This is a genomic window from Phenylobacterium sp. (assembly GCF_036402295.1).
GTDB lineage: Bacteria > Pseudomonadota > Alphaproteobacteria > Caulobacterales > Caulobacteraceae > Phenylobacterium.
On record NZ_DASWTE010000401.1, the window covers coordinates 1 to 12,121 of the forward strand.

Annotated in this window: 14 protein-coding genes and 1 pseudogene; 6 read left to right on the plus strand and 9 right to left on the minus strand. The window is 67.7% G+C overall.

Features of this window, described 5'->3' with window-relative positions; genetic code table 11:
* Nucleotides 1-287 precede the first annotated feature (287 nt).
* The 5 genes from VGD44_RS23190 to flbT form a co-directional block, all read right to left on the minus strand.
* Nucleotides 288-611 (minus strand): hypothetical protein, encoded by a 324-nt coding sequence (locus VGD44_RS23190; protein WP_331090752.1) that lies wholly within the window; start codon nt 609-611, stop codon nt 288-290.
* A 103-nt stretch (nt 612-714) separates the two neighbouring features.
* Nucleotides 715-1,533 (minus strand): flagellin, encoded by an 819-nt coding sequence (locus tag VGD44_RS23195; protein WP_331090753.1) that lies wholly within the window; start codon nt 1,531-1,533, stop codon nt 715-717.
* 282 nt (nt 1,534-1,815) lie between these two features.
* Nucleotides 1,816-2,637, minus strand: coding sequence for a flagellin (locus VGD44_RS23200; RefSeq protein WP_331090754.1), 822 nt, complete (start codon nt 2,635-2,637; stop codon nt 1,816-1,818).
* Nucleotides 2,638-2,924: 287 nt separating this feature from the next.
* Entirely contained in the window at nt 2,925-3,296 is a 372-nt protein-coding gene (flaF, locus tag VGD44_RS23205) for a flagellar biosynthesis regulator FlaF (RefSeq protein ID WP_331090755.1), read from the minus strand.
* A complete protein-coding gene (flbT, locus tag VGD44_RS23210) occupies nt 3,256-3,681 on the minus strand; it encodes a flagellar biosynthesis repressor FlbT (protein ID WP_331090756.1) in 426 nt (141 codons plus the stop codon). Before flbT ends, flaF begins: the two co-directional genes overlap by 41 nt.
* A gap of 221 nt (nt 3,682-3,902) precedes the next feature.
* Between flbT and VGD44_RS23215 the strand changes: the two genes are divergently transcribed.
* Nucleotides 3,903-5,708, plus strand: coding sequence for a tetratricopeptide repeat protein (locus VGD44_RS23215; RefSeq protein WP_331090757.1), 1,806 nt, complete (start codon nt 3,903-3,905; stop codon nt 5,706-5,708).
* Here the strand turns inward: VGD44_RS23215 and VGD44_RS23220 are convergent.
* Nucleotides 5,705-6,151 carry a GNAT family N-acetyltransferase gene (locus VGD44_RS23220; RefSeq protein WP_331090758.1) on the minus strand — a complete coding sequence of 149 codons (447 nt, stop codon included), beginning with the start codon at nt 6,149-6,151 and terminating at the stop codon, nt 5,705-5,707. The genes VGD44_RS23215 and VGD44_RS23220 overlap by 4 nt on opposite strands.
* The gene (locus VGD44_RS23225; protein WP_331090759.1) at nt 6,148-6,846 is read right to left on the minus strand and encodes a glycosyltransferase family protein; all 699 of its coding nucleotides are present in this window, start codon (nt 6,844-6,846) and stop codon (nt 6,148-6,150) included. The genes VGD44_RS23220 and VGD44_RS23225 overlap by 4 nt, the downstream gene beginning before the upstream one ends.
* Before the next feature lie 128 nt (nt 6,847-6,974).
* On the opposite strand from VGD44_RS23225, the gene VGD44_RS23230 reads away from it, so the two are divergent.
* From VGD44_RS23230 to VGD44_RS23240, 3 genes are all read left to right on the plus strand, one after another.
* Nucleotides 6,975-7,487: a hypothetical protein gene (locus VGD44_RS23230; RefSeq protein ID WP_331090760.1), complete on the plus strand. Its 513-nt coding sequence runs from the start codon at nt 6,975-6,977 to the stop codon at nt 7,485-7,487.
* A gap of 126 nt (nt 7,488-7,613) precedes the next feature.
* A complete protein-coding gene (locus VGD44_RS23235; protein WP_331090761.1) occupies nt 7,614-8,483 on the plus strand; it encodes a MoxR family ATPase in 870 nt (289 codons plus the stop codon).
* 106 nt (nt 8,484-8,589) lie between these two features.
* Complete coding sequence (locus VGD44_RS23240; protein ID WP_331090762.1) at nt 8,590-9,402, plus strand: hypothetical protein; 813 nt, start codon at nt 8,590-8,592, stop codon at nt 9,400-9,402.
* 214 nt (nt 9,403-9,616) lie between these two features.
* On the opposite strand, the gene VGD44_RS23245 is transcribed toward VGD44_RS23240, so the two are convergent.
* Both VGD44_RS23245 and VGD44_RS23250 read right to left on the minus strand, forming a co-directional pair.
* Nucleotides 9,617-9,991: a hypothetical protein gene (locus tag VGD44_RS23245; RefSeq protein WP_331090763.1), complete on the minus strand. Its 375-nt coding sequence runs from the start codon at nt 9,989-9,991 to the stop codon at nt 9,617-9,619.
* 31 nt (nt 9,992-10,022) lie between these two features.
* Nucleotides 10,023-10,835 carry a universal stress protein gene (locus VGD44_RS23250; RefSeq protein ID WP_331090764.1) on the minus strand — a complete coding sequence of 271 codons (813 nt, stop codon included), beginning with the start codon at nt 10,833-10,835 and terminating at the stop codon, nt 10,023-10,025.
* A 109-nt stretch (nt 10,836-10,944) separates the two neighbouring features.
* Here VGD44_RS23250 and VGD44_RS23255 point away from each other — a divergent pair, with 109 nt between their 5' ends.
* On the plus strand, nt 10,945-11,589 hold the full coding sequence (locus tag VGD44_RS23255; RefSeq protein ID WP_414694716.1) for a YfbR-like 5'-deoxynucleotidase: 645 nt from the start codon (nt 10,945-10,947) through the stop codon (nt 11,587-11,589).
* A pseudogene (locus VGD44_RS23260) lies at nt 11,586-12,121 on the plus strand (NAD regulator); the annotation flags it as partial. The gene VGD44_RS23255 and the pseudogene VGD44_RS23260, both read left to right, overlap by 4 nt.

A 12,121-nucleotide genomic window follows, 5' to 3' on the forward strand; every position in this document is an offset into this window, starting at 1 on the left:
CAGACCGGTGTTCACGCGGTTCTGGACCTCGGCCAAGTCGTCGTTGGTCTTGTTGAGGCTCTGAAGCGCGGTCAGCGCGGACTTGTTCGTGTGGACGCTGATCGTCATCACGCTCTCCTAGCGGCGGCCGGCCAGCTGCGAGTCGCAGCCGTGCCGTTCACGAACCGTAAGAAGTCGTGGTGAGCAGATGGTTAACGCGCTTAACGGATCGCGCCGCCGCCGGGCGGGCCCGGGGCGGTTGGGACAATTTGTCCTACGGGTCGCGCGGGGGCGCGCGCCCTCTTGGCTCAGGCCTCCGTCTTGATCACGTCCCCGGCGGCGTACTGGCCTCCGTCGCGGAGCTTCAGGACTTCGGCCCTGGGCAGCTGGCTCAGGACCTCGCCGGTCGTCCGGTTGATCGTTTTGTAGACGTACGACCCGCTGGCCTTATCCAGTTCGATGACCAGTCGCATCTCGGCCACGTCCGGGCCCGTGGGCTCGGCGGTCTTCGCCTTCTCCTTGGCGGCCCTGGCCTCGATCCGCTGCTGAGCGGGGTTCTTGGCGACGGGCTCGGCCTTGGGGGGCCTGGCCTCAGGCGTGGAGGCGACGGGCGCGATTTTTTTCGGTTCCATTGCTCCTTCCGCTTCTGGCTAGGGCGAACGGCGGACGGGCAAGCCCGTCCGCCGCCGCATTGGGAACCGCCACGGAGCCGAGCGGCTCCGCGACGAGCTGGCCTTAACGGAAGAGGCCGAGCAGGATCGAAGACGACTGGTTGGCGATCGAGAGGGCCTGGACACCAAGCTGTTGCTTGGTCTGCAGGGCCTGCAGGCGAGCGCTTTCCTTCGCCAGGTCGGCGTCGACAAGGTTGCCCACGCCGGCGTCGATCGTGTCCTGGAGCTTGTTGACGAAGGTCAGGTGCGAACCGAGCGCCTTGGCGCCGGTGCCCAGCTTCGACAGCTTGCTCGAGACTTCCGTGATCGCGCTGTTGATCAGGCCGATCGCCGTGGAGGCGAGCGTCTTGGTGCCGAGCGTCGACGATTGGATGGACAGAGCCGACAGGGTCAGCGTCTGGGCCGCAACCGTGATCCGCGAGGTCGCGTCCGAGTTGGCGAGCGACTGCACGGTGGTGCCGGCTTGCTTCAGCATGTTGCCGCCGTTGAACTCGGCGTTGGCGACCGCCTTGCTGATCTGCCCCTTCAGCGAGGCGAACTCGTCGGCCAGGGCCGCACGGCTCGTCGCATCCAGGCCGGCGTCAGCCGCGGCCAGAGCCTTTTCCTTCATCTGCAGGAGCAGGTCCGAAACCGACTCGCCGGCCGAGATCGCGACTTCCACGGTCGACTGACCGCGCTGCAGCGACTCACGGACGGAATTCAGGGCGTTGGACGCCGCGCGCTGGTTCTGGGCGATGGCCCAGACGGCGCCGTTGTCCCGAGCCGAGGCAACCTTCTTGCCCGTGTTGATGCGGGACTGAGTGACCGTCAGCTCGTTGTTGGTCTGATTCAGGTTCTGGAGGGCGACCATGGCCCCCACGTTGGTGTTCACCGAATTAGGCATCGGGGAAAGGTCCTCTTCTTAGGATCCGACCGCCGTTCTGGCAGCCGCGAGCGTTTTGCTCGGACAGGAAAGCAGCAAGTCGCGGGCCACTACGGCCAAGGCTCGACGTGGCTCTAAGAGATTGAAATTATGTCGTTATATGGCTGTTAGGGTTGCTGACGCCCGGCAATTTCTGCCTACCGCGAACCCCCTTCGGCAACAATTGCCGGTCGCCGGACGGCAGGAACTGCCGGGCGAGGAAAGGATCGCCGGGCGGGACTAGCCCGCCCGGCGCTTCGCGACTTAACGGAAGAGACCCAGCAGGATCCCCGACGACTGGTTGGCGATCGAGAGCGCCTGGACCCCCAGCTGCTGCTTGGTCTGCAGCGCCTGGAGTTTCGCGCTTTCCTTCGCCAGGTCGGCGTCGACGAGGTTGCCGATGCCAGAGTCGATCGTGTCCTGGAGCTTGCCGACGAAGTTCAGGTGCGAGCCGAGCGCCTTGGCGCCGGTGCCCAGCTTCGACAGCTTGCTCGAGACCTCGGTGATCGCCGCGTTGATCGCACCAATCGCCGTGGAGGCGAGGGTCTTGGTGGTCAGCGTCGACGCCTGGATGGACAGAGCCGACAGGGTCAGCGTCTGCGCCTGCACCGTGATCCGCGAGGTCGCGTCCGAATTGGCGAGCGACTGCACGGTGGTGCCGGCTTGCTTCAGCATGTTGCCGCCGTTGAACTCGGCGGTGCTGACGGCCTTGCTGATCTGACCCTTCAGCGAGGCGAACTCGTCGGCCAGGGCCGCACGGCTCGTCGCATCCAGGCCGGCGTCAGCCGCGGCCAGAGCCTTCTCCTTCATCTGCAGCAGCAGATCGGAGACCGACTCGCCGGCCGAGATCGCGACTTCCACGGTCGACTGACCGCGCTGCAGCGACTCCCGGACCGAGTTCAGCGCGTTGGACGCAGCGCGCTGGTTCTGGGCGATCGCCCAGACGGCGCCGTTGTCCTTGGCCGAAGCAACCTTCTTACCGGTGTTGATCCGCGTCTGGGTGGTGGAGAGCTCCGTGTTGGTCGCGTTGAGGTTCTGCAGGGCGACCATCGCGCCCACGTTGGTGTTCACCGAGTTCATCGGCATGGTCGTAATCTCCGTTCTGGAGGGGATGATCCGGCGTTTTGCCGGTGAGCGATTTTTCGCTCGCGGAAGACCTCGCAAACGACGGGCCAGGATTAACCACGACGAACGACCGTTATGATTCGGATTTTATTGGAGTTTTCGCGTAACGCGGTCCGTCGAAACGCGAGCGTCGGCAACCATTTTTGCCGCTCGGCAGGACCTGCCGAGTCGTCGCCGTCGGCGGGCGGGCGCGCATGAAAAAGGCCGCGGCGCCGACCGCGGCCTCGAAGCTTCCAGAGGGCGCGGACTCAGGCGGCGGCGGACGTCGAGGCGCCGGCGGCCAGGCCCTGCATGATCATCCGGTTGATCTCGATCAGGGGCTCGAATTCCTCCTGGTTCCGGATCACCAGGCTGGTGTGCTTGCCCACCCAGATGCTGAGCGAAATGATCGAGGCGCGCAGCTGCGGCGCCATCGCGTTGTCCGGCTGGCCGCAGTCGGCGGCCAGCGTCGACCAAAGGCGGCGGTTCCAGTCGAGCGCGTCCATGCGCCCGCCGAAGTCCGTCGGGTCGAGCTTTGCGGCGTCCATCAGCGCACGGGTCACCTGCGCGAACAGACGGTATTCCATGTCGCGCGGGTTCTCAGCCCGCGTCGCCGCCTGCTGATAGGCCTGAAGGGACATTCCCCAACCTTTCGTCTTCGTATTCGATCAACTTCCGACACGACATCAGCGCCTTGTAGTACTCGCGCTCCATGCAGTGCCGCGAAATATCCACGCAGTCCGCGAGGATGTTGGGGTTGGAAATGACCCCCATGAATTCGGTCAGCCGCGTGACGAAATCACCGTAGTATTTTTCGGCGTTTGTCTCGTCGAGGTACATCATCATGACCGGGAAGTAGATCCGACGCGCGGGCGTCTGGACATCCTCCTGCTGCATGATGTCCTTCTCGCGAAGGACCGAGGCCTTGTTCTGCAGCACCAGAACCGCGCGGCGATCGCCGTTCTGCACGACAGCGCCGTTCAGAACGAACTTCTCACCCGGCTTCAGAGACAGCTTCAGCGGCAAGTCCGGCCCCTTGTTGCGTCGGCGATCGACTTCAGGCGAATCGAAACGAGTCCATACTCGCGCGAGCCGCGACCGAGCGCACCTCACGCTTAACGGCGCACCCGTTAACGCACGCTTTCTGGTCGCCACGGGGTCCGGGCTGCGACCGTTTGGCACAGCTTAATCCGGGATTAAGCATACCGGGCGACGAAGGACATCTCACCTTCCGGGAGCATCCGCGCATGGCGGCCAAAGCCCTGCCTAAAGCCCTTCGCAACGAGACCTCCGCCGTCGTCCTCCAGAACGCCGCGACCCCGAGCCCGCCGCGCGACGCCATGGTCGAAATGGGCGAGTCGGGCGGCAAGGATGCGATGGCCCGCCTCAACGAGGCGATGAAGGAGCTGAAGGCGCTTGCGATTGCGCCGCTGCTCAAGAAGGCCATCGACGCCCTGAACCGGGAGAACTTCGTCCAGGGCGGCAAATGGGCGCTCAAGGCCCTGGATCATGACGACCGCAACGGCGTCGCCTGGTACCTCCTGGCCATCGCCCGCGAACGGGCGGGTGACTTCCCGAACTCCGTGCGCGCGTACGAAGCGGCGCTGCAGCTGCTGCCCGAGCATGCCGACGTCGCCAACGACCTGGGCCGCCTTGCCTACCGCATGGGCATGTTCGAGCAGGCGGAGAAGCTGTTCGTCCACTATGTGAACCACGCGCCGCACGAGCCGCAGGGCTACAACAACCTCGCCTCCGCCGTGAAGGACCAGGGCCGGGCCGACGAGGCCATCGACATCCTCAAGGCCGCCATCGCCCAACATCCCGGGTCATCGATGCTGTGGAACACGATCGGCACGGCCATGATCGAGCGCGGCGACCTGGACCTGGCGGCCACCTTCATCGGCGAGGCCGTCCGGCTTGATCCGAAGTTCCACAAAGGCCGCTACAACCTCAGCCAGATCAAGCTGCACCTCGGCTTCGTGGAAGAGGCGCTGACCGACTGCAACGCCGCCATCGGCAAGACCGCCACCGCCGACGACCGCGAGATGATGCGGCTGGCGCGCGCGTCCTACCAGCTCGCCCTGGGGCGGCTCGCAGAAGGCTGGGAGGACTACGAGGCCCGCCTGTCGCCACAGTTCGCCGACGTCACCCACTTCGCCATCGACCGCCCGCGATGGAAGCCGGGCCAGGACATTTCGGGCAAGCGGTTCCTCGTGGTGGCCGAGCAGGGCCTGGGCGACGAGATCCTCTTCGGCAACGTGCTGCCGGACATCGTCGAGGCGCTGGGCCCTGACGGCAAGCTGCACCTGGCCGTGGAGCGCCGCCTCGTCACCCTGTTCCAGCGCCGGTACCCCGACGCGGAGGTGTCCGCGCACGTGACGAACATCTGGGCGACCCGCCCCCTGCGTCGCGTCCCCGGGGTGGATCTCGAGCAGATCGACCTCTGGGCGCCGATGGCCAGCCTCATGCGCCAGTACCGGCGGTCGCTCGAGGCGTTCCCCACCGATCCGCGCGGCTACATGATCGCCGACCCGCAACGCGTCGCGCACTGGCGCAAGTTGCTGGAGGCGGCCCCGGCGGGACCCAAGGTCGGGCTGCTCTGGAAGAGCGCGGTGACCTCGAACCACCGCCATCGCTACTTCTCGCCGTTCGAGCGCTGGGCCCCCGTGCTGGCGACGCCCGGCGTGACCTTCGTGAACCTGCAGTATGGCGACTGCAGCGCCGAGATCGAGCAGGCCGAGCGCGACTTCGGCGTGAAGATCTGGTCGCCGCCGGACATCGACCTGAAACAGGACCTGGACGACGTCACTGCGCTGACCTGCGCGATGGACCTGGTGATCGGCTTCTCGAACGCGACCTTCAACCTGGGCGCCGCCGCGGGCGCGCCCAGCTGGCTGATCTCGGCGCCCGGCGCCTGGCCGCGCCTGGGGCTGACCGACCGCTACGCCTGGTATCCCCAGACACGGGTCTTCGTGCCCGAAGCCTACCAGGACTGGGACCCGGTGTTCGATCGGATCGCAAAGGACCTGGCCGCCTTCGTCGCCCAGGCCTAGGTGGACCGCCGCAGGTAGCGGCGAAGCCCGCCGCGGATCTCCCGGAACTCGAAGCCGGCGCGCTCGAACAGACGCACGCTCGCCGTGTTCTCCGGCCGAATCTCGGCCCAGACGTCGCCGCCGACATAGGCCAAGCCCGCCATCAGGAGCGGGTAGCTGAGGCCCCGGGATCGATGCGCCGGATTGAGGTTGATCGAGACCTCGGTCTCCTCGCCGCGGTCGAACCGCACCATGCCGATCTTCTCGCCGTCGACCTCGCCGATGAGGAACGTGCGCTGCGGGTCGGCCAGAGCCTTTCCGAACCAGGCCAGATGCGCGGCCGTGTCGACCTCGTCCTGGTTGCGGGCCATGGCGCGGGTCACGGGGTCGTTGCGCCAGGCCAGGACATCGAGGGCGTCAGTCTCACTCGCCGGGCGCACGACCACGCGGGTGGGATCGGTCACGGCCCCCCTCGCGAGCTGTTCTCCGGCAAGGCGACGATGGCGTCGGAGCCGAAAGCCGGGTTTTGCGGATAGAGCTGTTCGTAGACCCGCCGCACGAAGGCGAGGTCCTCAGGGTAGTCCACGGTCCATCGCAGGTGGTCGAGCGGCGGCGAGCGCGACAGGCCGACCATACGGTGCTCGTCAGGCCGGCGGTAGACGAAGGCGGTGACGTGTTCGCGCTCGTAGGCGTCGGCGGCCTCGCGATGGGCGCGCTGCAGCACCTCGGGGCGGATGACTTCGGCGTCCAGCCCATGCGGCCAGGTCCGTTCGGGCAGGTTGGTGCTGGCGTAGTCGGCGTCCTCGGCGACGAAACGGTCGATCAGCGCGTCGATCACCGTCCAGTCGGCGAGCGGGCAGTCGGCGGTCAGCCGCACGACGGCGGTCGCGCCCGGATGGTCGGCCATCGCGCCCACGAATCGGCCGAGCACATCGTTGAGATCGCCGCGATGCACCGGCAGCGCGAGACGCTCGCAGGCCTCGGCGAGCGGCGTGTCGCTCGGATCGGTGCTGGTGGCGACGACCAGGCGGTCGATCCGCTGCGAACGACGCAGCCGCTCCACGTGCCGGGCGATCATCGGCTCGCCCAGGACCGGCGCCAGGACCTTCCCGGGAAGCCGGCTCGACGACATGCGCGCCTGGAGGATGGCGAGGATCAAGGGCGGTCTCCGGGCCGCGAGGCCACGCTTCGGTTGCGGCACCATAGGCGTATCGCGGTGACTCGGCAGCCTCCGGAACAGGCCGCCTCCAAGGGGGTTCTTTCGGAACCTTTGGGAAGGAGCGCGACATGCCCGGCACGAACTTCGAGAACGACGCCGAGGGGTACGATCAGCAGGATCAATCCGAGGCCTTCGACGAGACCAACTCGACGGACGGCGGCGACGCCGGTGAGGTGCGCAGCTTCACCGAGGCCAACGAGCGGCGCGCCTTCGAGGAATTGCCCGAGGTGGAGGACATCACGCGCGCCGTCGGCGACGAGGACGACGACCGCGCGCTGGCGATGAACGCCGACGAGTTCGATCCCGAAGCGATCGGCGACGCCGACCTCGAGGACGACGACGAACTGGCCTACCGCGCGGCCACCGAGGAGCGCCAGGACGACCTGGACGGCCTGGGTCCCGAGGACGGCTTCGACGAAGCCCGCCTCTCCGACAACGACATCGATGGCCTCGAGGAGGTGCGCGACGCCTCGGAAGCCGAGGGCGGCGAGGACGACGTCACCGACTTCCAGAGCTCGAAACTGAGCGACGCCGATCTGCAGGCGATGGGCTATTCCGACCGCAAGGGGCGATCGACCTAGCGTCACCCTTTCGAACCCCCGGTAGGCGCGACGATGGAACTCGCTTGATCCTCGCGCCCGGCCCTATAGGCTGACGCAGACAAACAACTGTTCGAACGTGGGCATGCGCCCGCGCGGGGAGCCTAGATGAGCCAGCGTTTCGAAGGGACCGACAACTACGTCGCCACCGAAGACCTGAAGGTTGCGGTCAACGCCGCGATCGCCCTGGAGCGCCCGCTCCTGATCAAGGGCGAGCCCGGCACCGGCAAGACGGTCCTGGCCTACGAGATCGCCGACGCGCTCGGCGCCGAGCTGATCACCTGGCACATCAAGTCGACCACCAAGGCCACCATGGGCCTCTACGAGTACGACGCGGTGACCCGGCTGCGCGACAGCCAGCTGGGCGACGAGCGGGTGAAGGACGTCAGGAACTACATCAAGAAGGGCAAGCTCTGGGAGGCGTTCACCGCCGAGAAGCGCCCCGTTCTCCTGATCGACGAGATCGACAAGGCCGACATCGAGTTCCCGAACGACCTCCTGCAGGAGCTCGATCGGATGGAATTCTACGTCTACGAGACCAACGAGACGATCAAGGCCAAGGTCCGGCCGATCGTGATCATCACCTCGAACAACGAGAAGGAGCTGCCCGACGCGTTCCTGCGCCGCTGCTTCTTCCACTACATCCGCTTCCCGGACTCCGAGACGATGCAGGAGATCGTCGACGTCCATTACCCGGGCATCAAGCAGAAGCTGGTCGCCGAGGCGCTGCGCATCTTCTACGACATGCGCAAGGTGCCGGGCCTGAAGAAGAAGCCCTCCACGTCCGAGCTGCTGGACTGGCTGAAGCTTCTGATGGTCGAGGACATCGACGGCGACATGCTCGCCGAAAAGGATCCCACCAAGCTGATTCCGCCGCTGCACGGCGCCCTGCTCAAGAACGAGCAGGACGTGCACCTGTTCGAACGCCTGGCCTTCCTGGCCCGGCGCGAGGGCGCGGCGCGGCCCGGCCAGCAGTAACAAGGGCCCGGGGTAACACCCGGGCGTTCGTTACTTACCGCGAATTCACTCGCCTTTTCGAAGGGCTCCGGCCAGCCTTTGCGGCAACTGGACGGAGCCCTTTGTCATGAAAGCCCTCTACCTGCTCGCCGCCTCGGGGCTCGCGCTGACCGCCGCCGCCTGCGGGCCGAAGGTTCCCGCCGCCCGCGCGGCGCTGGAATGCCCGATGAAGCAGGGCGAGCTCACCCGCACCTCGGTCTCGCCTGACGGCAAGGCCTGCACCTACGTCTCGTCCGGCGGGGCGGAAGTGACGCTGCAGCTGGTGTCGGTCCAGGGCGGCGTCGACTCGGCGCTCTCGAACATCGAGACGAACCTGATGGCGGCGCGCGTGAAGGCCGCGGAAGCGGACAAGGCCGCCGAGACCGCCGAGGCGAAGCCGGATGAGGTCGCTAAGGACAGCAAGGCCGCGGCCAGCGCCGCCGACCAGGCCGCCAGGGAAGCCGCCGCCGACACCAAGGACATCGACGTCCACGTCGAGGTGGGCAAGAGCGGCACGGTGGTGGCCGAGGGCGACGGCGGCGTGACCCGCGTCGACCTGCCGGGCATCCACATCGAGGCCGACGACGAGAAGGACTCGGCCAGGGTCCAGCTCGGCCCGATCAAGATCGACGCGGGCGACGACACCGCCCAGATCCGCATCCGCCGCGACGTGCGCCTGCGGGGCGAGCAACTGAACCCCGAGAAGCGCGGCATGCGCGCCACGTTCATCTACGCCGGCGACGACCTGGGCGACGGCTACCACTTCGTGGGCTACGAGGCGGGCGGCCCCAAGCGCGGGCCGATCACCGTGGCGATCGTGAAGTCGAAGGACGAAGAGCTCGAGGACAGCGACCTGCACAACGCGGTCAAGAAGCTGGTCCGCCTGAACGGCGGGGTGTGAGCCCTTCCCTCCCCACGCAGTGGGAAGGGGGCGACCGCGCGCCGACCCCGGCGAAGGCCGGGGGGAAGAGCGGGTGGTGGGAGGGCATGCGGCCGGCAGGGCGCATCGACGATCCGCCCACGGGCTCAGCAGGTCAGAATGCAGCTTCGAGAGTGAGGCATGCCCTCTCCGCCACCCGCTCTTCGGCGTGCAGTCCCTTCGCGGGAAAGGAAGGTCACGCCGCCGGCTGCACCTCGACGACCTTGTAGGTCAGGGGTCGGCCGTCCTCGTCGGTGACGGTCACGTACTCGCCCACGGCGAAGCGGTGCTGCCCCAGGCGGTGCACGGGCTCGTCGTCGGCAGAGTCCTCTTCGTCGTAGTCGAAGAACCATCGCTGCCCCTTGCGGGCGAGGCGCCCGTCGAGCGGATCCTCGTCGGGTGCGAAGCGGCGCACCGTGCAGGCGTCGCGCGCCTTCGAATAGGCCTGCTCGTCCAGCATGCCTTCGGGCGTGAGCGGCGCGGTCAGGGAATAGCCGCGATGGTCGTCCCCTCCGGCGAACTCGGTTCCGGGGTTGCGGGCAAGCCGCATCACGATACGCGACAGGGCCATAACGTACCTCCTGGCAGATCAGATAAGCATACTAGTGGGAGAGGAACAGGGACGGACTGGCGGAGCTGAGCAGCGTCCGCGTGGTTCCGCCGAAAATGAACTCCTGCAGCCGCGGGTGCCCGAAGGCGCCCGCCACCAGGATATCCGCGCCAGCGGCGGCGGCCGCGTGCAGGATGGCCGGCGCCGCATCGCCGCTGTCGGTGAGCAGCTGGACCTCGGATTTCACCCCGCGGGCGGCGTAGTACGCCTGCAGGCGCACGGGATCGAAGCTGCGTGAGCTGGCCTTGGGCGCGGCCACGATCACCACCTTCGTCGCCTTCTCGAGCAGTGGCGTCGCGAGGCGCGCCGCGCGGCTGGCTTCCTTGCCGCCGTCCCAGGCCACGACCACCGTTCCGCCCACCTTGAGCCCCTCGCGGGCGACCAGCACCGGCCGCTGCTCGTCGGCCACCATCTGCTGGAAGGCCTCGGCCAGAGGCCCGCGGCCCCGCGCCGGATCGCTGGTGAACACCACCACGTCCGAGAGGCGGCTCTCGGCGGAGAGGCCGGCCCAGACGGGAGTCTGCAGGGTCACGAACTGGGTCTTGGCGTATCCCGCCTTCTCGGCGGCCTTGCGGGCGTTGACCTCGCCGGCGGCCGTCGCCTCCTTCAGGGACTCGAGCGCCGTCGTCTGGACGCCGCCCAGAAACCCCTCGCCCATCCAGGGCATGACATCGGCCACGTCGGCCGGGGTGTAGACCGCCGCGAGCTCCGCCCCAAACGGCTTGGCGATCATTGCCGCAGCGGCGACCGCCGCCGCATCGCCCTGCCCTCCGGATAGCGGCGCCATGATGCGGGCCCAGCTCATGCGTGCATCCTCTTCTCGCCCCATCATTATCGATGGCGGAACCGACCCGGATTGATCTTTGTCAGTCTCTGGGCCAGTTCACGACCTCGACAGTGAAAGGAATGCGCGGGTGAGAAAAGGGCTGCGTCGCACGAAAGAGGCGCCCCGGGCCTGGCAGCGGATGCTTTCGGGCCGCAGACTCGACCTGCTCGACCCCTCGCCGATGGACATCGAGATCGAGGACATCGCCCACGGCCTGGCCCGCGTGGCCCGCTGGAACGGCCAGACCGTGGGCGAGCACGCCTTCTCGGTGGCCCAGCATTCCGTGGTGGTCGAGGAGATCGTGGCCCACATCCAGCCCGACATCGAACCGCGCTGGCGGCTGGCCGCGCTGCTGCACGACGCCTCGGAATACGTGATCGGCGACATGATCAGCCCGTTCAAGGCGGCCCTTGGGGTCGACTACAAGCTCTTCGAGGAGAGGCTGGAGAACGCGATCCACACCCGCTTCGGTCTGCCGGCCAAGACGCCCGTGCTGATCAAGAGACTGATCAAGCAGGCGGACCGGGCCTGCGCCTTCTTCGAGGCGACGCAACTCGCCGGCTTCGGCCACGCCGAGAGCCTCGATTTCTTCGGCGCCCCTCCGGCCGGCTATGCGCTCAAGATCGAGCCCCAGGCGCCGGCGGACGCCCAGGCCCACTACCTGCGCCGCTTCGAGGTGCTCAGCGAGGCGGCGGGCTACACGGCCCATGCCCAGGCGTTCGACACCGAATGAGCGCGCCGCTGGTCATCGGCCTGTCGGCCGTGGTCGTGGCGATCCGCGACGGCGAGGCCGTGGCGCTCACCGTGCGCCAGAAAACCGGCGGCGGCGACATGACCGGCCTGCCCTTCGGCCCCTTCGATCCCGACGGGCACCGCACCTTCGAGCTGGCGCTCCGGGCCTTCGTGACCGAGCAGACGCGGTTCGACCTGGGCTATGTCGAGCAGCTCTACACCTTCGGCGACAAGGGCCGCGACGCCCCGCTCGCCGACCTTGGTCACGCCATGGGGGGCGACGGCCACGCGGCCGCCCGGGTCATCTCCGTGGGGTATCTCGCGCTGGCCCCGGGGGCGGTCGACACGCACTTCGCCGGTAGCGAGTGGCGGCCGTGGTCGCGGATCTTCCCCTGGGAGGACTGGCGCGCGGGCCGACCGGCTGCGTTCGACGCCATCGAGGCGGCGCTGCGCGCCTGGGCCGGCAACGACGCCCAGAAGCTGGCCCGCGCGCGGCTGCTGTTCGCGCTCGACGGCGCGCCGTGGAACGAGGA

Excerpts from the sequence above, each read along its gene's own strand:
- VGD44_RS23240 (WP_331090762.1), top strand. The coding sequence starts at position 8,590 with ATGAAAGCCCTCTACCTGCTCGCCGCCTCGGGGCTCGCGCTGACCGCC.
- VGD44_RS23250 (WP_331090764.1), bottom strand. The coding sequence starts at position 10,835 with ATGAGCTGGGCCCGCATCATGGCGCCGCTATCCGGAGGGCAGGGCGAT.
- VGD44_RS23190 (WP_331090752.1), bottom strand. The coding sequence starts at position 611 with ATGGAACCGAAAAAAATCGCGCCCGTCGCCTCCACGCCTGAGGCCAGG.
- VGD44_RS23200 (WP_331090754.1), bottom strand. The coding sequence starts at position 2,637 with ATGCCGATGAACTCGGTGAACACCAACGTGGGCGCGATGGTCGCCCTG.
- VGD44_RS23215 (WP_331090757.1), top strand. The coding sequence starts at position 3,903 with ATGGCGGCCAAAGCCCTGCCTAAAGCCCTTCGCAACGAGACCTCCGCC.
- VGD44_RS23195 (WP_331090753.1), bottom strand. The coding sequence starts at position 1,533 with ATGCCTAATTCGGTGAACACCAACGTGGGGGCCATGGTCGCCCTCCAG.
- flaF (WP_331090755.1), bottom strand. The coding sequence starts at position 3,296 with ATGTCCCTTCAGGCCTATCAGCAGGCGGCGACGCGGGCTGAGAACCCG.
- VGD44_RS23245 (WP_331090763.1), bottom strand. The coding sequence starts at position 9,991 with ATGGCCCTGTCGCGTATCGTGATGCGGCTTGCCCGCAACCCCGGAACC.
- VGD44_RS23230 (WP_331090760.1), top strand. The coding sequence starts at position 6,975 with ATGCCCGGCACGAACTTCGAGAACGACGCCGAGGGGTACGATCAGCAG.
- VGD44_RS23235 (WP_331090761.1), top strand. The coding sequence starts at position 7,614 with ATGAGCCAGCGTTTCGAAGGGACCGACAACTACGTCGCCACCGAAGAC.